The 18749-nt window shown below is 69.1% G+C and carries 18 protein-coding genes; 13 read left to right on the top strand and 5 right to left on the bottom strand.

The annotated features are described in order from the left end of the window. The first annotated feature begins 9 nt into the window (after nucleotides 1-9). The 4 genes from TU34_RS05075 (at nucleotide 10) to otsB (ending at nucleotide 6038) form a co-directional block, all read left to right on the top strand. The gene (locus tag TU34_RS05075; RefSeq protein ID WP_082079867.1) at nucleotides 10-1572 is read left to right on the top strand and encodes a threonine/serine exporter family protein; all 1563 of its coding nucleotides are present in this window, start codon (nucleotides 10-12) and stop codon (nucleotides 1570-1572) included. 122 nt (nucleotides 1573-1694) lie between these two features. Beyond that, a complete protein-coding gene (locus TU34_RS23880) occupies nucleotides 1695-1862 on the top strand; it encodes a hypothetical protein (RefSeq protein ID WP_160298507.1) in 168 nt (55 codons plus the stop codon). 80 nt (nucleotides 1863-1942) lie between these two features. Then, nucleotides 1943-3403 (top strand): alpha,alpha-trehalose-phosphate synthase (UDP-forming), encoded by a 1461-nt coding sequence (locus tag TU34_RS05065; RefSeq protein ID WP_045821834.1) that lies wholly within the window; start codon nucleotides 1943-1945, stop codon nucleotides 3401-3403. A 76-nt stretch (nucleotides 3404-3479) separates the two neighbouring features. Next, nucleotides 3480-6038, top strand: coding sequence for a trehalose-phosphatase (gene otsB / locus TU34_RS05060; RefSeq protein WP_045821743.1), 2559 nt, complete (start codon nucleotides 3480-3482; stop codon nucleotides 6036-6038). Nucleotides 6039-6130: 92 nt separating this feature from the next. On the opposite strand, the gene TU34_RS05055 is transcribed toward otsB, so the two are convergent. Continuing rightward, nucleotides 6131-6943, bottom strand: coding sequence for a transglutaminase-like domain-containing protein (locus tag TU34_RS05055; protein ID WP_065973499.1), 813 nt, complete (start codon nucleotides 6941-6943; stop codon nucleotides 6131-6133). A 115-nt stretch (nucleotides 6944-7058) separates the two neighbouring features. On the opposite strand from TU34_RS05055, the gene TU34_RS05050 reads away from it, so the two are divergent. Next, nucleotides 7059-7817: an SDR family oxidoreductase gene (locus tag TU34_RS05050; RefSeq protein ID WP_045821742.1), complete on the top strand. Its 759-nt coding sequence runs from the start codon at nucleotides 7059-7061 to the stop codon at nucleotides 7815-7817. Nucleotides 7818-7825: 8 nt separating this feature from the next. Here TU34_RS05050 and TU34_RS05045 read toward each other — a convergent pair whose 3' ends face one another. Together TU34_RS05045 and TU34_RS05040 are read right to left on the bottom strand one after the other, a co-directional pair. Next, a complete protein-coding gene (locus tag TU34_RS05045) occupies nucleotides 7826-9142 on the bottom strand; it encodes a L,D-transpeptidase (RefSeq protein ID WP_045821832.1) in 1317 nt (438 codons plus the stop codon). An 82-nt stretch (nucleotides 9143-9224) separates the two neighbouring features. Further along, the gene (locus tag TU34_RS05040) at nucleotides 9225-10319 is read right to left on the bottom strand and encodes a UDP-N-acetylmuramate dehydrogenase (RefSeq protein WP_045821741.1); all 1095 of its coding nucleotides are present in this window, start codon (nucleotides 10317-10319) and stop codon (nucleotides 9225-9227) included. A 25-nt stretch (nucleotides 10320-10344) separates the two neighbouring features. On the opposite strand from TU34_RS05040, the gene TU34_RS05035 reads away from it, so the two are divergent. From TU34_RS05035 to deoC, 8 genes are all read left to right on the top strand, one after another. Continuing rightward, on the top strand, nucleotides 10345-10845 hold the full coding sequence (locus TU34_RS05035) for a DUF2505 domain-containing protein (RefSeq protein WP_045821740.1): 501 nt from the start codon (nucleotides 10345-10347) through the stop codon (nucleotides 10843-10845). Nucleotides 10846-10869: 24 nt separating this feature from the next. Further along, nucleotides 10870-11379, top strand: a complete 510-nt coding sequence (locus TU34_RS05030; protein WP_045821739.1) for a DUF2505 domain-containing protein — start codon at nucleotides 10870-10872, stop codon at nucleotides 11377-11379. Between the two features lie 79 nt (nucleotides 11380-11458). Then, nucleotides 11459-12160, top strand: a complete 702-nt coding sequence (locus tag TU34_RS05025) for a hypothetical protein (RefSeq protein ID WP_045821738.1) — start codon at nucleotides 11459-11461, stop codon at nucleotides 12158-12160. A gap of 39 nt (nucleotides 12161-12199) precedes the next feature. After that, on the top strand, nucleotides 12200-13033 hold the full coding sequence (locus tag TU34_RS05020) for a carbon-nitrogen hydrolase family protein (protein ID WP_045821737.1): 834 nt from the start codon (nucleotides 12200-12202) through the stop codon (nucleotides 13031-13033). Nucleotides 13034-13139: 106 nt separating this feature from the next. Continuing rightward, nucleotides 13140-14147, top strand: a complete 1008-nt coding sequence (locus tag TU34_RS05015) for an LmeA family phospholipid-binding protein (protein WP_052688747.1) — start codon at nucleotides 13140-13142, stop codon at nucleotides 14145-14147. Then, on the top strand, nucleotides 14132-15631 hold the full coding sequence (locus TU34_RS05010) for a cryptochrome/photolyase family protein (protein WP_045821736.1): 1500 nt from the start codon (nucleotides 14132-14134) through the stop codon (nucleotides 15629-15631). Before TU34_RS05015 ends, TU34_RS05010 begins: the two co-directional genes overlap by 16 nt. A 106-nt stretch (nucleotides 15632-15737) precedes the next feature. Next, entirely contained in the window at nucleotides 15738-16010 is a 273-nt protein-coding gene (locus tag TU34_RS05005; protein WP_045821735.1) for a hypothetical protein, read from the top strand. A gap of 120 nt (nucleotides 16011-16130) precedes the next feature. Then, on the top strand, nucleotides 16131-16820 hold the full coding sequence (gene deoC / locus TU34_RS05000; protein WP_045821734.1) for a deoxyribose-phosphate aldolase: 690 nt from the start codon (nucleotides 16131-16133) through the stop codon (nucleotides 16818-16820). 4 nt (nucleotides 16821-16824) lie between these two features. Here deoC and TU34_RS04995 read toward each other — a convergent pair whose 3' ends face one another. Continuing rightward, nucleotides 16825-17925, bottom strand: coding sequence for an alpha/beta fold hydrolase (locus TU34_RS04995; protein ID WP_052688746.1), 1101 nt, complete (start codon nucleotides 17923-17925; stop codon nucleotides 16825-16827). Nucleotides 17926-17983: 58 nt separating this feature from the next. After that, a complete protein-coding gene (locus TU34_RS04990) occupies nucleotides 17984-18745 on the bottom strand; it encodes a MerR family transcriptional regulator (RefSeq protein ID WP_045821732.1) in 762 nt (253 codons plus the stop codon). Nucleotides 18746-18749: the final 4 nt, after the last annotated feature.

Genomic DNA, 18749 nt, shown 5'->3' with positions numbered 1-18749 from the left:
GAATACAGCGTGGCCGAGTATATCCGCAGGATGCTGCGCCCCCTGGCCGGCTCCCGTCGCGCGACGATCGACACGATCGAGCCGCTGACCTCGCCGCTGTCGCCGCGCCAGCCCGTCGACCTCACCGACGACGCCGCGGTCACCGAGGTCCTCGATCTGGCGATCAAGGTCGGCTCGGTGCTCCTCGACTCGGGCACCGGCGCCATCGACACCCAGACCCAGATCCGTTTCGTGGCAGGCATGTTCGGCGTCGAGCGCGCCGATGTCGACGTGACCTACAACACGATCATGGTGAGCGCACGGCGCGGATCGTCGATGCCCCCGGTCACCGCGATGCGCACCGTGCACTACCGCTCCCTCGACTTCACGCGCCTCGCGCAGGTCGACCGACTGATCCGCAAGATCCGCAGTCTCGCGGTGACGCCGGGCGAGGCCCACGAGGTGATCGACGACATCATCTCGTCACCGCATCCCTATGCGCGCTGGATCGCGACGCTGGCGTGGTCGACGATGGCCGCGGCACTGTCGGTGACCCTCGGTGGCGGGTGGCTCGTCGCCGTCGTCGCGTTCCTCACCACGGCGTTCATCGACCGCATGAACCGCGTCCTCAACCGGTGGGGCACACCGCAGTTCTTCCAGCAGGTGGCCGGCGGCTTCATCGCGGTGATCCCGGCGGCTCTGGTGTTCCGCTATCAGGAGGCACTGGGGGTCGCGATCTCCCCGTCGCTGGTCATCGCGGCGGGGGTGATCGTGCTGCTGTCGGGGTTGTCGTTGGTGGGTTCGGTGCAGGATGCGATCACCGGCGCACCCATCACCGGGGTCGCACGGTTCTTCGAACTGCTGATCCTCACCGGCGGCATCATCTCCGGCGTCAGCGTCGCGCTGCGCCTGCTCGAGGGCACCGGCACCTACCTGCCGACCATCACCAGCACCACCACCCTGGGACTCACCGACGCACCCGCGCAGATCATCGGTGGCGGTGTCGCGGCTGCCGCGTTCGCCCTCGGCAGCTACGCCGAGACACGGGCGCTCACGGTGGCCTTCGCCGGCGGTCTCATCGGGGCGATGGTGTCGGCCGCGGCGGCACTCATCGACATCGGCGCCGTCATCGCCGGCGGTCTGGCCGCGGTCACCGTCGGTTTCGTGGGTGGTCTCCTCGCCCGCCGGGCGTTGACGCCGCCGCTGGTCGTCGCGGTCGCCGGCATCACGCCGCTGCTCCCCGGTCTCGCGGTATACCGCGGGCTCTACGGGTTCCTCAACGTGCAGACGCTCGACGGTTTCACCGCCCTCGCCTCGGCGTTGGGCATCGGGGCGGCGCTCGCCGCCGGCGTCACGCTGGGCGAGTTCCTCGCCCGTACGCTGCGTCGACCCCGCATCCCGACCCGTCCCACGCGGGCTCTGCTGACTGCGCGGTCGGCGTTGCGCCCGAAGCGGTTCACCCGCGACGCCGACGACCCGCCACCCGTGCCCGACGACGTCGCCGTCACCGAACCGATGCGTGCGCTGCGCGCCGACTCGGGGTCGTTCGCGCGGATCACCGCCGACGACCTCACCGCCCGGGCCGACCGATGAGCAGAACGACCGGGCCGAGCGGCGACCACAGGCCCGAGCCGGACGGCGACCACAGGCCCGAGCCGGACGGCGACCAAAGGCCGAGGTCAGGGCCGATGATGACGCGGGGTAAACTGATCGTCATGCCTGCCAAGACCAGCGACACCGCCGAGATTGCCGAGGACGACATCGCGACGGTCGCCGCCGAGACCGCCAAGTCCGCACGACGCGTGGTCGCCGCCTACGCCACCGATGCCGACGAGTGCCGGATGCTGCTGTCCATGCTCGGGATCAGCCCCGACGTCGTCTGAGCGTGCCGACCAACGTCACCGATCCCGAGGGGCTCGTCCCTGATCGCGTCGACACCGATTTCCATGCCGCCGATTTCGTCGTGGTGGCCAATCGTCTCCCGGTCGACAAGGAGACCCTGCCCGACGGCAGCGTCCGCTGGAAGCGGAGCCCCGGCGGCCTGGTGACCGCGCTCGAACCCATCCTGCGGTCACAGACCGGGGCCTGGGTCGGATGGTCGGGTGTCCCCGACTCCAGCGAGCACCCCGTGGTCGACGGTCTGCAGCTGCGTGCCGTGCCGCTCTCGGCGACCGAGATCAACGAGTACTACGAGGGTTTCTCCAACGCGACCCTCTGGCCGCTCTATCACGACGTGCTGGTCAAGCCCGAGTACCACCGCGAGTGGTGGAACACCTACGTCGAGGTGAACCGCCGTTTCGCCGAGGCCGCCTCCGACGCGGCGTCCGAGGGCGCGATGGTGTGGGTGCAGGACTACCAGCTGCAGCTGGTGCCGAAGATGCTGCGGATGCTGCGGCCCGATCTGAAGATCGGCTTCTTCCTCCACATCCCCTTCCCCCCGGTCGAGCTGTTCATGCAGCTCCCGTGGCGCACCGAGATCGTCGAGGGTCTGCTCGGCGCCGATCTCATCGGTTTCCACCTCCCCGGTGGCGCGCAGAACTTCCTGTACCTCGCCCGACGGCTGGCCGGTCAGGCCACGTCGAAGGGGTCGGTCGGTGTCCGGTCGAAATTCGGCGTGGTGCAGGTCGGTTTCCGCAACGTCCGGGTGGGTGCGTTCCCGATCTCCATCGATTCCGGTGCGCTCGACCAGACCTCGCGGTCGAAGAAGATCCGTGACCGCGCCGCACGCATCCGGGAGGAGTTGGGCAACCCGTCGACGATCATGCTCGGCGTCGACCGCCTCGACTACACCAAGGGCATCGACGTCCGGTTGCAGGCGCTGAGCGAGCTGCTCGCCGAGAAACGGATCGATCCGCAGGACATGGTGATGATCCAGCTGGCGACGCCCAGCCGCGAACGCGTCGACAGCTACATCCAGATGCGTGCGGGCATCGAGCAGCTCGTGGGCAACATCAACGGCATGTACGGCGAGGTCGCCCACCAGGTCGTGCAGTACCTGCACCGACCGGTCGAGCGCGACGAGCTGATCGCGTTCTTCGTCGCCGCAGACGTCATGCTGGTGACGCCGCTGCGCGACGGGATGAACCTCGTCGCGAAGGAGTACGTCGCGTGCCGCAGCGATCTCGGTGGCGCGCTGGTGCTCAGCGAGTTCACCGGTGCCGCGGCCGAACTCCGGTCGGCCTACCAGGCCAACCCGTACGACCTCGACGGGGTGAAGGACGCCATCGTCGCCGCCGTCGAGCAGGCCCCCGAGGACGGACGCAAACGCATGCGCTCGCTGCGCAGGCAGGTGCTGGCCCACGACGTGAGCCGCTGGGCCCAGAGCTTTCTCGGGGTGCTCGCCAACACCAGCGAGACCACGCCGAGCGGCAACCGCGGTGTCGATCTGGTCGAGGACGGCGCCGACGACGACAACGGTCAGTGACCGCGTCGCCGCCGCGCGGCACACGTCGGGGTTTCTCGATTGGAGCCCCCTCGCCCGGGGGTTCTAGACTCACCGAGTGAGTGCCCAAGATCTGTCCCCGGAGCTGCGCCGCGCGTTGAAGGACATCGCGCGCACCCCGCGTCTGCTCGTCGCCTCGGACTACGACGGTTGCATGGCGCCGATCGTGTCCCGCCCCGAGGACGCGCGGCCCAACCCCGACTCGGTCCGCGCGATGCGGGCCATCGCCGACCTCGACTCCACCACCGCGGCGGTCATCTCCGGCCGCGCGCTGCGTGACCTCGCGACCCTGTCGCGGTTGCCCGCCGAGGTCCACCTCGTGGGCAGCCACGGCAGCGAGTTCGACATCGGCTTCGTACACGAGATCAGTGCCGCGGCAACCGAACTCCTCGACACCGTCGTCACCGAGCTGCGGGCCATCGCGGTCGACTACGAGGGCGTGACGGTGGAGACCAAACCCGCCAGCACCGCCCTGCACGTGCGCAACGCCTCCGACACCGACTCCGACTCGGCCCTGCACCGCGTGCGGGTGGGACCGGCGACCTGGGACGGTGTGCAGGTCACCGAGGGCAAGTCGGTGATCGAGCTCGCCGTGATCCGCACCGACAAGGGGCAGGCGCTCGACATCCTGCGCCATCAGGCCGGGGCCGGCGCGGCGATCTTCTTCGGCGACGACGTCACCGACGAGAAGGCCTTCCGTCGCCTCCACGGACCCGATTTCGGCGTCAAGGTCGGCGACGGCGACACCCTCGCCACCTACCGCGTGACCGACACCGATCAGGTCGCGCTGGCGTTGGCGTTCCTCTACGAGGAGCGTCGCGCCTGGCTGCGTGGCGAGAACGCCGCCCCCATCGAACGGTTGTCCATGCTGGCCTCGCCGCGCACCGTCGCCTTGATGACGCCGGATGCCAAGGTGTGCTGGATGTGTCACCCCGAACCCGATTCGGCGGCGGTGTTCGCGAGCCTGCTCGGCACCGTCGACGCCGGCGAGTTCGGCGTCCGTCCCCACGTCGACGGCGACCGTCGCGCACCACTGCCGCAGAGCCAGCGCTACGTCGACGGCACCATGACCATCGCCACCCGCTGGGCCGGACTCGAGGTCGTCGACTACCTGCCGCACGACGTCGCGCCGGGCAGGACCGACCTCGTCCGCGTCATCACCGGGTCGGTGCCGGCGATGGTCGAGTTCGCGCCACGACCGGAGTTCGGTCAGGCCAGCGTGCAGATCGAGGCCGTCGAGGACGGGTTGCGCGTCTACGGCTCGAACGAGCCGATCGTCCTGCGCGCACCGGGCGTCACCTGGCGCATCGACACCGAGCGCTTCTACCAGCGCGCGACCGCCGTCGTCGACGCCTCGAACGGCCCCGTGGTGCTCGAATTGCGCTGCGGCACCGATTACATCGGCGAGGAGGAACGGACCGAGACCCAGCGTCGCGAGCTCGCCCAGAGCTATTGGAGCGACTGGTCGGCCGGTCTGGCCCTGCCCGTCATCAAGCCCGACCTCATGAAGCGGTCGGCGCTCACCCTCAAGGGACTGGTCCACGCCGACACCGGGTCGATCATGGCCGCGGCGACCACGTCGCTGCCCGAGGAGATCGGCGGTGTCCGCAACTGGGACTACCGCTACTGCTGGCTGCGTGACGCCGCGCTGACCGCGTCGGCGCTGGTGTCGGTGGGGTCGCACGCCGAGGCCGAGGGCTACCTCACCTGGCTGTACCGCGTGCTCGGCACCGTGAACGGCCCCGAGTGGCTGCACCCGCTGTACACGCTCGCCGGTGGCGGTCTGCCGCCCGAGGCCATCATCGACTCGCTCCCCGGATACGCCGGCTCGCGACCGGTCCGCGTCGGCAACGCCGCCAACCAGCAGGTGCAGCTCGACGTGTTCGGCCCGATCGTCGAACTCATCGGCCACCTCGCCGACGCCCGCGCGGCCACCGATGACGCCACACCGCTCACCGACGCCGACTGGGACCTGGTCGCGAACATGGTGTGGGCGGTCGAGCGCCGCTGGTTCGAGCCCGATCACGGCATCTGGGAGATCCGCGGCAACCCGCGTCACCACGTGTACTCGAAGGTGATGTGTTGGATGACCGTCGATCGTGCGCTGAAGATCGGCGAACGGTTCGGTCGCGAGGTGGAGCCGGGGTGGTCGGTGCTGCGTGACGTGATCGCCGGGCAGGTCATCGATCAGGGCTGGAACGCCGAGGTGCGGTCGTTCACCGCGGCGTACGAGGGCACCGACCTCGACGCCGCCACCCTGCACATCGGGTTGGCCGGGATGATCGATCCCGCCGATCCGCGCTTCACCCAGACCGTCGAGGCCACCGAGGCCGAGTTGCGCAGTGGTGCAACGGTGTACCGCTATCACCACGACGACGGTCTGCCCGGCGGCGAGGGCGGGTTCCACCTGTGCGCGGCGTGGCTGGTGGAGGCCTACCTGCTCATCGGTCGACGCACCGACGCCGAGGCGCTCTTCGACCAACTCGTGAAAGCCGCCGGCCCCACCGGGTTGCTGTCCGAGGAGTACGACCCGGTCGCCGAGCGCTCACTGGGCAACCACCCGCAGGCCTACAGCCACATCGGTCTCCTCCGCTGCGCGGCCCTGCTCGCCGGCTGAGCCCCGCACCAACGGCACGCAACCGCCGCGAACCAACGAACCCGCCTCGTGCACGAGGCGGGTTCGTCAGTTCGAGGCGGGGCGAGGCGCGATCAGCCGATGCTGATGTGGTCGGAGCCGTTGTCGACGGGGAGTTCGCCTGCGACGGTGGCGATGACCTCGTAGTTGTTGAGCGTGATGTTGCCGGAGTGGTTGTCGAGGAACGCGGTGTCGGCGGCGTCGCGACCGGTGGCGATCCGCACCAGGGCCTGACGCGGCGCGAGGCCGGTCGCGTCGACCACGAGCCAGGTGCCGTCTATGAGGGCCTCGGCGACGGCGTGGAAGTCCATCGGCACGCAGCCGGGCGCGTACACCGCGACGAGGCGGGCCGGGATGTTCAGCGCGCGCAGCAATGCCACCACGAGGTGGGCGAAGTCGCGGCAGACCCCGGCGTTGGCGAGCAGGGTGTCCTCGGCGCCGTCGATGGGATCGCTGGCGCCCGGAATGTAGTTGAGGCGGTCGGCGACGAACTTCGACACCTCGAACAGCAGCTCGATCGGCGGCTTGCTGAGATCGAATTCCGCTGTGACGTAACCGAAGAACTTGTCGGCCTCGGCGTACCGGCTGGGCCTCAGGTAGATCGACCGCTCCCCCACCTGTTCGGTGAGCGGATCGGCCGGGGTGTTCACCGACGCCGAGTACTGCACGAGCACGTTGCCGTGGTCGACCGCGAAGCGATGGATGCGGGTACCGCACTCGCCGACGATCTCCTCCGGGGTGACCGAGTTCCCGTTCACCGACACCGTCAGGGTCTCCACGAGGTCCATCCCGGGCAGTTTCGCCACGGTGACCTGCACCTCGAGCTCGGTGGCGGCCCCCACCCAGATGTCCATCATCGACGAGACGTCGCGTTTGATCGTGCCCATGGTCGGTTGCCCCTACCCTGCAGTGTGTTCGGACATGCGATGGCGGTCCCCGACTGATTCTGCACGGCGCCGGGCTCAGCCTAAGCCGCCCGCGGCGCCACCGTAAACTCGTGCCATGACCACTCCCGCCACCCCCTCGTCATCCCGCCGCGTCGCCGTCGTCACCGGAGCGAGCTCCGGGATCGGCGAGGCCACCGCGAGAACGCTTGCCGCACAGGGGTATGAGGTCGTCGTCGGTGCGCGGCGGCTCGATCGGTTGCAGACCCTCGCGCAGGAGATCGGCGGCCGGGCGATCGCGCTCGACGTGACCGACGACGCCTCGGTGACCGACTTCTGCGCTCAGCTCGACCGCGTCGACGTCCTGGTGAACAACGCCGGCGGCGCGCAGGGCCTGGCGACGGTGGCCGACGCCGATCTCGAACAGTGGCGATGGATGTGGGAGACCAACGTGCTCGGCACGCTGCGGATGACGAAGGCGCTGTTGCCCGCGCTCGTCGACTCCGGTGACGGCCTGATCGTCACGATCACCTCGATCGCGGCGATCGAGACCTACGACAACGGCTCGGGCTACACCTCGGCCAAGCACGCACAGGCCGTGCTGCACCGCACGCTGCGTCCAGAGTTGATCGGGAAGCCCGTGCGGCTCACCGAGATCCTGCCCGGCATGGTGGAGACGGAGTTCTCGCTGGTGCGTTTCGACGGCGACGCCGAGAAGGCCGCGGCGGTCTACGACGGCCTGACCCCGTTGACCGCGGGCGATGTCGCCGAGGTCGTCGGCTTCGTGGCGTCACGGCCGCCGCACGTGAACCTGGATCAGATCGTGCTCAAGCCGCGCGACCAGGCCAGCGCCCGCCGCAACGTCAAGACCGGATAGGACCCGGATCAGCCTGTCGGCCCCTGGCGTGCCGGGGTCGGCGGGGTGGTCGAGATCCCCGACAGCTGCGGCGCGTTCGACGGCGTGGCCGGCGCCGAGGAGCTGGTGACCTCGCCCTTGAGCGCCGACATCGACTTCCAGTCGTCCCAGCTGAACGTCCAGTCGTAGATGTCGCCGTCGGCCTCCGACAGCGGGATCCGCGTGTTGGTGACCTCGACGGGGTCGCCGTAGATCGCGACGTTGAAGTACTGCTGCGCGTTGTCGAGGGACAGGTTGATGCAGCCGTTGGTGACGTTCGACGAGCCCTGCACACCGGTGGTCTCGGGGTTGGCGTGGATGAACTCGCCGTTGTTGGAGATGCGGACGGCGAAACGCTCGCGCACGTTGAAGTACCCGGCCGCCGGGTTCGACATGTAGAAGTCCTCGTGCTTCTCGCTCACCACGTGGATGCCCGAGCGAGTGACGTTGCGGTCGAGGTCACCGCTGCCGTAGCTGCAGGGCAGGGTCATCAGCACATCGCTGCCGCGCATCACGTCGATCTTGAACGACGTGGCGTCGGCCTTCACGATCTGGGAGCGACCGATGACGAAGTCGCTGGTGACGTCGGCGGCGCCGTAGACGCCGTCGCCGTGGTCGAGGCCGTAGAGCTTGCCGACCATCGACACCTTGGTGCCCGGCGCGAAGTACTCCTTGCTGCGCCAGTGCGCCCGCGAACCGTTGTCCTCGGGCAGCCAGGCCCAGCTGCCCTCGGTCTCGGGTGTGGTCGTGACGGTCAGCGCCTTCTCGACGGCCTTCTTGTCGGTGACGGTGGAGTCGAACTTGAGGATCAGGGGTGCGGCGATGCCGACCTCCTGGCCGTCGGCGATGTTGATGACGACATTGGCCTGCTCCTGCGGGGTCAACGTCGTGAAGGTGCCCTGGATCGGCACGGTCTTGCGGTCGTCGCCGATCGCCGTACCCGACCAGGTGTAGGTGTTGCCGTAGCCGAGGGGCTCACCGATCGTGTAGGTCGTGCGGTCCTCCGACAGCGCGCCGGTCACCACGGTGCCGCGCGAGTTGGTCAGCTTCACGTCGGGGTTGAGCTGGCCCTTGCTCACCTTCACCGAGAACGCCGCGGTGGGGCTGGGGTTGGCGTTCGCGTCGAGCGCCGGGGAGAAGGTGATGCCGGCCGAGGGCTCCGCGCTCTTCGACGCGGCGGCTCCGGACGCGGTGTCGCCGGACGAGCCGGTGCTGCAGGCTGCGGCGGTGACGCCGACGGCGCCGATGGCGATCGCGCCGAGCGCCGTCCGCCTGGTCATCGGGGAATGGCCACGAGAAACGGTCATGTACACCGACGATACCTGCAGGCGGGGAGTGCTCCGGACGACGCGGAGAACGTCCATCCGGTCACACCGGGTGTCGCAGGGCCTACAGACGGCATCCCACGAGCACCGGTTCGGGCTCGAGGACCACCCCGAAGGCCGCGGCCACACCGTCGCGCACCTCGCGCGCGAGCGCCAACAGGTCCTCGGTCCGGGCGGCGCCGCGGTTGGTCAGCGCCAGGGTGTGCTTGGTCGACAGGCGCGCCGGCGCATCCGCCGACGGATGGCCGCGACCGAACCCGGCCCTCTCGATGAGCCAGCCGGCCGACAACTTCACGCCGTCCTGCGCCGGATAGCGCGGGATCGGGACGTCCCCGACCCGGGCGACGATCCGTTCGAGGATGTGAGGCAGATCATGCTCACCGACAACGGGATTGGTGAAGAACGACCCCGCGCTCCAGGTGTCGTGGTCGTCGGCGTCGAGCACCATGCCCTTGCCGCGGCGCAGCTGCAGGACCGCCTCACGGGCCTCACCGACGGGCACGCGCGCGCCCGGCTCCACCCCCAGGACGCCGGCGAGCTCGCGATAGCGGATCGGAGCGCTCAGACCGTCGTGGGTCAGCGCGAACGCCACCGCCGTGACCACCCGGTCCGACCGGTGTTTCAGCGCGCTGGTCCGGTAGCCGAGCTGCAGCGACGCCGGCGACACCCACTCGACGGCACCGGTCGCACGGTCGAGGACCTGCACCTCGTCGAGGACGTCGGCGATCTCGACACCATAGGCACCGACGTTCTGCACGGGCGTGGCACCGGTCGCACCCGGGATGCCCGACAGACATTCGAGGCCACCGAGATCACGGGACACGGTGTCGGCGACCAGACGGTCCCAGTCGACCCCCGCACCGGCGACGACCACGACGGTGTCGCGCGCCGGGTCGACCTCGCCGACCCGGATGCCGTCCTGCGCCATCTGCACCACGGTCCCGGGGAAACCGTCGTCGGAGACAACGAGATTCGACCCGCCGCCGACGATGAGCACCGGCTCGCCCGCACGGTCGAGACGGTCCAGGGCGGCGATGAGCTCGTCGACGTCGGTGGCCCGGACGAGGCCACGTGCACGACCGCCCAGGCGCAGGGTGGTCAGGTCGGCCAACGACACACCGCCGCCGGCGTCGAGGTCGTTCGCGTCACGGGATCCCACGGGCCAACGGTAACGTCTGCAGGTCATGGCGACGAAGCTGCAGCACACCATCGAGTTCCCGTTCGGCATGGCGGCCTATCGGAAGGCCATCTCCGACCCCGAGTACTGGTCGACCCTGGCGGTGGGTTCGGACAAGGCGCCGGGCGAGCTCGAATCGGCCGACATCACCGACACCGGGGCGAAGATCGCGCTCATCCAGAAGATCCCCGCCGACAAGCTGCCCTCGGCGGTCACCTCGATGATCCCCGGCGACCTCGCCATCCACCGGACGGTGTCGATCGAGTTCACCTCCGACGACCGGTCGGCCGGCACCTTCGACGCGACAGTCAACGGCGCACCGGCCACCACCTCGGGCACCATCGAGGCCACCGGTTCCGAGAAGTGCTCCATCGCGTTCGCCGGTGAGGTGACCGTTCGAATCCCCTTGATCGGCGGGAAGATCGAGAAGATGATCGCCGAGAACATGCGCACGCTGTTCGAGGCCGAGCGCGATTTCACGATTGCCTGGCACGACGAGCACCCGTGACCAGGCGGCGGGTACGGTAACCCCATGGCGCGACGTCTCAGCTACTCAGCCCGCTACGAGCACCCCACCGAGAAGGTCTATTCGGCTCTGTCGAGCCGGGACTTCTGGGATGCCCAGATGGTGGAGTTCCGGAAGCTGACCCCCCAGTCCGATGTCGAGAAGTTCGTGGTCGACGAGAACGGCATCGACATCGTGCTGGTGCAGACGCTGCCGAAATCCGACCTCCCCGCCATCGCCAACGCGGTGATCAAGAAGGACATGATCATCACGCGCAAGGAGTTCCTCGGACCGTTCCACCCGGAGAAGACCGAGGGCACCTACAGCGCGGGCATCCCGGCCGGCCCCGGGAGCCTCACCGGTGTGCAGGAGCTCTTTCCCACCGAATCGGGCTGCACGCTGCGGCGCACGACCGAGGTCAAGGTCTACGTCCCGTTCGTCAACGGCAAGCTCGAGCAGCTCATCCTGGTCAACCTGGTCGACCTGTTCCGCGGCGAGGCGGAGTTCACCGCGGACTGGATCAAGGCCAACGGCTGAGCCGTCGCGGCACCACCCCGACGGGGTCATCACCCGCGGCACCACCAACATCAACCGCCTCCGCCGGGTCGACCGGTGGATGGCCTCACGTCCCGAGATCGTCGACGTGCTGCGTGCCGCCGAGCATCCCCTCGCCGTCGATCTCGGTTACGGCGACCGCCCCGACACCGCCGTCGAGATGTACCGACGCCTGCGTCACGTCGTCGCCGACCTCTCGCTCGTGGGCCTCGAGATCGACCCCGGCCGGGTGGTCGCCGACCACGACGGTGTCCGATTCGCCCGCGGCGGTTTCGAACTCGCCGGTCTGCGACCACATCTGGTGCGGGCCTACAACGTGCTGCGGCAGTACGACGAGGACCAGGTCGTCGGCCACTGGCGCCGGATGCAAGATGCGCTCGCACCGAGCGGGCTCATCGTGGAGGGCACGTGTGACGAGATCGGCCGACGCTGCGCCTGGATCCTCCTCGACGCCGACGGCCCGCGCTCGCTGACGCTGTCGTGGGCGCCGCGACACACCGACCACCCCTCGGCGATCGCGGCCCGCCTGCCCAAGGCGCTGATCCACCACAACCGTCCCGGGAGCCCGATCCACGACCTGCTCACCGCGGCCGACCGGTGTTGGGACGTCGCCGCGCCGTATGCCCCCTACGGTCCGCGGGTGCGGTGGTCACACGCCCGGCGGGCGCTCGCGGCGAGCGGCGTGCCGTGCGAGATACCGCGACGCCGCCTGCGCGACAACACCCTCACCGTGCCGTGGTCGTTCGTCGCACCGAGCCGCTAGCCGTCCCATCGTCGGCGACAGCGCCGTACCGTGTCCTCCATGCGTATCGCGATGGCCCAGGTGTCGACCGGCACCGATCCGCACGCCAATCTCGACATCGTCGCCGCCCGCACCCGGCAGGCCGTGGAATCGAGCGCCGAGTTGGTGGTGTTCCCCGAGGCCACGATGTGTCGTTTCGGGGTGCCGCTCGCCCCGGTCGCCGAACCACTCGACGGGCCGTGGGCCACATCGGTGTGCGCGATCGCCGCCGAGGCGGCCACCACCGTCGTCGTCGGCATGTTCACCCCCGCCGACGCCGCGAACGGGCGCGCCCGGGTGCGGAACACATTGCTCGTCGCCGGCCCCGACGGATCGGCGACCTCGTACGACAAGATCCACCTCTACGACGCCTACGGGTTCCGCGAGTCCGACACCGTCGCCGCCGGCTCGGCACCGACCACCATCTCCGTCGCCGGGCACACCGTCGGCCTCGCGACCTGCTACGACATCCGCTTCCCCGAACTGTTCACCGCACTCGCCGACGACGGCGCCGAGCTCATCGTGGTTCCCGCCTCGTGGGGTGCGGGGCCAGGCAAGCGGCGTCAGTGGCGGGTGTTGGCCCAGGCCCGCGCGCTCGACAGCTCCACCGTCGTCGCCGCGGTCGGGCAGGCCATCCCCGACGATCCCGCCGTGGCGGAGTCGTCGGCCCCCACCGGGATCGGTAACTCGGTACTGGTCGACCCCTTCGGCGAGCTGGTGGCCGAGTACGGCGAACACGAGCACCTGGGCGTCCACGACGTCGACCTCGAGCGCGTCGATGCGGCGCGGTCGGCGATCGGCGTGCTGGCGAACCGACGTCTGGCACCCGCCCGCGCGGGTGTCGTGACCGCCTGATCGGCAGCCCCCACCCGACCGCCGACGTCCGTCGGTCACCGACCGCCACCGTTTTTTGCGGGAACTCTCACGATCGCCTCACAATCGGCAGGCAGAATCGGAGGTGATGAATGAGCCCGAGCGACCCGACAACAGTCCGCAGCAGCCCGGCCCCACACCGCCGACCGAGCAGTTCCCGGTCGGTGGGCAGGCGTATTCGCAGACACGCCCCTTCGACGCCGAGCCACAGACACAGCAGGTGGCGGCCGCCGAGCCGGCACCCACGCCGACCCGACCGAAGCGGCGCACCGGCGTGATCGTGACGATCAGTGCGCTCGTGGTGGTGCTCGTCCTGGTGATCGCCGGGGTGGGGAGCGAGCTGTACCTGCGCAACGCCACCAAGGACTGCCTGGAGAAGTCGTTCAGCGACGTCACCGGCTCGTCGGCGTCGGTGTCGTTGAGCAAGAAGCCGATGCTGCTGCAGTACGCCACCAAGAAGGTGCCGTATGTCCAGATCGACGCCGGCGGGGACAACGGATCCGCCATCGAACTGCACGGCCGCGCCGACGACATCATCGCGCGGTCGGACGGGTCCACGCTGGGCTCGTTGTCGGCCAACGGATCGGTGCCGTTCTCGCGCATCGTCGAACTGAGCAAGCAGTCGGCCCAGACCGCAACCGATCAGAATCCGGCCGATCAGAACACCGGCGGCGCCGATTCCACGCAGAGCGGTCTGTCCGGACTGTTCGGTGGTTTCACGTTGAACAGCGTCACCGGCAACCAGTCGACCGGCACCATGTCGCTCGACGCGACGCTCACGGTCGCGATCTTCCCGATCCCGGTGAGCGTGGAGCTCAAGCCGACCGTCACCGGCGGCAAGATCGAGTTCCAGGTCGTCAAGGCCAGCGCGCTGGTGTTCGGCGTGCCGTCGGGATTCGCCCAGACCCTCGTCGACGGCGTGTCGAAGTCGCTGTTCCCGCCGCTGTTCAACCAGCTCGACTTCCAGCAGCTGTCGGTCACCTCCACCGGGGTCGATTTCCGGGTCACCGGCACCGACGTCCCGCTGAATCAGGACACCCTCGGGTCGACACCGGCGCAACAGAGCTCGACCAACGACGCGTGCACCATCCTGTGAGCCCGGATCCGCTGTGGCTCTTCGGCGATCAGCTCGGCCGTCACATCCACTCGTCGTCGCAGCACGCCGACCGCGAGGTCGTCCTCGTCGAGTCGTCGGCGGCCATCGCGCGCCGTGGCGGGCACCGACAGAAGGCGCACCTCGTCCTCTCCGGGATCCGGCATCTGGCGGCCGACCTCGGTGACCGCGCGCAGTTCTGGCAGGCGTCGGGGTATCGCGACGCGCTCGTCGAGCTCGGGCGGCCGGTCGTGGTGCACGAGCCGACGTCGCACGCCGCGTCGGCGTTCGTCGCCCGCCTCGCCGAGGAGGGGCTGGTCTCGGAGATTCTCCCCAACCCGTCGTTCGCGTTGTCGCGCAAGGAGTTCGGCGAGTGGGCCGGCGACGGGAAGAATTTCCGCATGGAGAACTTCTACCGCGACCAGCGGGTGCGGTTCGACATCCTCATGGACGGTGACAAGCCGTCGGGCGGCAGCTGGAACTACGACCACGACAATCGCGACTCACCCCCCAAGCGCGACACCCTCGGTGTCGACCCGCCGTGGTGGCCCACCGAGGACCAGATCGACGAGGAGGTCCGCGCCGATCTCGACGCCATGGTCGCCGACGGTGTCGCGTTCACCGGCGTCGACGGGCCACGCCTGTTCGCGGTCACCTCCGACGAGGCCGACGAGGCCCTGCGCACCTTCATCGACCAGCGTCTGGCGACGTTCGGTCGGTGGGAGGACGCCATGATGGACGCCGACTGGCCCATGTCGCACTCGCTGTTGTCGGTGCCGCTGAACCTGTCGCTGCTAGATCCGCTGGATGTTGTGCACGCGGCCGAGGCCGCGGTCCGGGACGGGTCGGTCGACATCTCCGCCGGTGAGGGGTTCATCCGGCAGATCATCGGGTGGCGCGAGTTCATCTGGCACCTCTACTGGCACTACGGGCCCGAGTACATGGAGAACAACGGCCTCGACGCCCACGTGCCGCTGCCGGACTGGTTCCGCGACCTCGACGCCGACGCGGTCACCGCGCGGTGCCTGTCGGAGGCGTTGCGCGGTGTGCGCGATCGCGGGTGGGTGCACCACATCCCGCGCCTGATGCTGCTGGGAAGCCATGCGCTGCAACGCGGATACGACCCGGCCGAGCTCTCCGAGTGGTTCCGCGCCAACTTCATCGACGGGTTCGACTGGGTGATGCCGGTCAACGTGATCGGGATGAGCCAACACGCCGACGGCGGGCTGATGGCGACGAAGCCCTACACCTCCGGTGGGGCCTACATCGACAAGATGTCCGACCATTGCAAGCCCTGTGCGTTCAACCCGAAAAAGCGTGTCGGCGACGACGCCTGCCCCTTCACCGCGGGCTACTGGGCGTTCACCCATCGTCACGAGGAGATGCTGCGCAAGAACAATCGCACGGCGCGGTCGGTGGCGACGATGAACCGTCTGAAAGACCTCGACGAGCTGCTCGAACAGGAGTCCGCGCGCGAGCATTTCTGAACCGATGACGAACCTGAGAATCTCTGCGAAGTCCACAGCGGCGGCTCAGTTCAGGGCGGTACGATGGGCGAACCGACCGATCGACCGATGTGAGGTGGCATCCACCATGCGAGGACGTACGAAGGCAGCGCACAGCCCGATCGCCCGCAATCCGTTGGCTTTGACGCTGGTCAGCTACGCCGGTGTCGTCTGGGCGGCGGTCGCCGTCTTCGCGGTGACGCTGTTCGCCTCGACCGCCATCGGCGACGGCCGATCCGCCTACACCTACCCCCTGCACCACTGGTTCATCGCCGGCGGCGCAGCGGCCGGTGTCATGGCAGTCCTCCTCGTCGGCGTGCACGTGCTGCTCACCGACGTCCGCCGTCGATCGGGCAGATGACCGCGTCGATCAGGCAGATGACCGCGTCGATCGGGTAGATGACGCCATCGATCGTGCACGTCCCCCGTTCCGCCCCATTCGGGTGACCGCACCCGTCGTCGGTGTGCCACGCTCGACGACATGACTTCTGCCTCGACCGGAACCATCACCCGACGACGCGTGGCCGCGATGGTCGACCACACCCTGCTCAAGCCCGAGGCATCACGCGACGACGCACTGGCCTGTGTCGCCGAGGCCGCCGATCTCGGGGTACTCGCGGTGTGCCTGTCACCGTCGATGCTGCCCATCGACACCGGGTCGCAGCGCACCTGTGTGGTGGCGGGATTCCCCTCGGGCAAACATCATTCGCTCGTCAAGGCGTCGGAGGCGCGACTCGCCATCGACACCGGCGCCGACGAGATCGACATGGTGATCGACGTCGGCGCAGCGGTCGCCGGGCTCTACGACGAGGTGTTCGCCGACGTGCTCACCGTCCGCGAGGCCATCGGACCCGACGCCGTGCTCAAGGTGATCATCGAGTCGGCGGCCCTGCTCGAGTTCGCCGGACCCGACGCGGTCACGGAGGTGTCGCGACGAGCGGCGCAGGGAGGTGCCTCGCTGGTGAAGACGTCGACCGGCTTCCACCCCAGCGGCGGCGCGAGCGTGGCGGCCGTCGAGCTGATGCGGGCCGCGGTACCGGCATCGGTCGGCATCAAGGCCTCGGGCGGCATCCGCACCGCGGAGTTCGCCGCCGAGCTCATCGCCGCCGGCGCCACCCGCCTCGGCCTGTCGGGATCACGCGCGGTACTCGACGGCTTCGCCGACGCCTGACCGGTCAGGGGGTGTACGCGACGCGGTCGCGGGTCGCGGTGAGCAGTTCGGTGAGCAGGTCGTTGTAGCGGTCGTGTTCCTCGATGTTGCTCATGTGCCCGGTGTGGTCGAGCACCAGGTACTCCTGCAGATGCCCGGCGGCCTTGAGCGTGGACGCGATGGCGTCGGAGTGCTTGCGCGGGGTGAGGCGGTCGTCGGTGCCCACGACCACCGCGGTCGGCACCGTGAGGTTGATGACGCCCTGCCAGACGTCGAGGTCGAGCAGCGCCGAACCCCAGCGCGCACGCGCACGGGCCGGGCACTCGCTGATCATGTGGTCGCAGAACTCGACGTGCGAGAGCTTCGCCTGGGTGTTGAGCGCGATGTACTGCGCGACCTTGGGTGAGGCAGTGGTGTGCGGCAGCGGCGCGGGCGTGGTGGCGACGAGCCGGCCGACGGCGTGCTCGAACGGGCGCGTGAACCGCGGCAGGCCTTCGGGCACCACCGCGAGGTTCTGCACCACCTCGACCGCGGCGGTGGAGGTCAGCACCACGACGCGCGCGAAACGGTCGACGCTCGCCGGGTGGTGTTTCGCCCACGCCAGCACCGACATCCCGCCCATGCTGTGCCCGGCGATCAGCGCACGACGCCCGTCGGGGACCACCGCGCGCAGCACCGCTTCGAGGTCCGACCCGAGCAACGCGGTGCTGAGCTTGGTGCGACCGAGCGGGGTCTTGCCGTGGCCGCGTTGGTCGTAGACCACCACGCGGTGGTCGGCGGCGAAGGCGTTGATCTGGGCGTACCAGTGCCGCGTGTTGCAGGTCCATCCGTGGGCCATCACGAGCAGGTCGCCGTCGGGCGGACCGTAGGCGAGCACGTTGATCGGGTTACCGTCGGAGGCGCGGACGTCGATGCGCTCGGGCGTCATGGCCGGTTCGGCGAGCAGCGCGTCGGGGCCGTCGTCGATCGGCGCGGGCCCGGTCAGGGCGGTGCGCACCAGAGCGCCCAGGATGGTCCCCACCGCGAGCCCGGCCCCACCGACCGCGACACCGCCGGCGATGGCGGACCCGGTGAGCACTCGATGCGATCGGGCCACCTCGCGTATCGGCCGATGCGTCCTCGTCATGTGTGTGAACCTCTCCGATGCGTGCCCGAACGGCCATCGGTCGGGCTGGGGGTGGCGCTCAGGCGGACCCGCTGAGCGGATCGGTGTCCAGACCGCGGTCGTTGTCGAAGATCTCCGAGGCCTCGCCGAGTGCCTGCGAGATCTTCACGTCGAGTGAGCGCCGGAACGCGGACTCCACGATCTCGTGGGCCATCGGGCGGACCGCACCGATCAGATGGGCGACCTTGGCGACGTCGGTCTCCTCCATGTCGAGCAGGCGGCCGTCGTCGCCGAAGTACTTGTCGGTGATGATCGCGACGAAGTTGTCGGCGATGTCGTCGATGTCGTTCTGGACGCGTTCCCACTTGCGGAGCAACGACTCCAGGTCGATGCCGGCCTTCACCAGCACCTCGGCACCCTCGAGCAGCTCGGGGCTCTTGATCGCGTACTGCGCCCCCTCCTTGGCGAGCAGACCCAGCTTCTGACTCATCGCGATCGTGCGTTCGTCGGCACCGAGTGTCCGGCGCAGTTCGGTCAGCGTGATGGTGGCCGCGCGTTTGAAGGTGCGCCACCGGCCCGACTTCGGGGTGCCGTGGAGCACGTGCTCCACCTTCATCCCGTAGTGCGCCGCCTGCAGCAGCTCGCTGATCGTCGCGAAGGTGTAGCCGCGTTCGAGCAGTCGCGAGATCAGGTTCAACCGGACGAGGTGCTCCTGCGAGTACCACCCTGTGCGCCCCTTGATCTTCGGCGACGGCAACAACCCGCGATCCTGGTAGACCCGGATGTTGCGCACGCTGACACCCGACACCTCGGCGAGCTCGTTGATCCGGTATTCAGCCACGCGG

The organism is Williamsia herbipolensis (assembly GCF_000964005.1).
GTDB lineage: Bacteria > Actinomycetota > Actinomycetes > Mycobacteriales > Mycobacteriaceae > Williamsia_A > Williamsia_A herbipolensis.
This window is presented reverse-complemented; position numbering and strand designations above follow the sequence as displayed.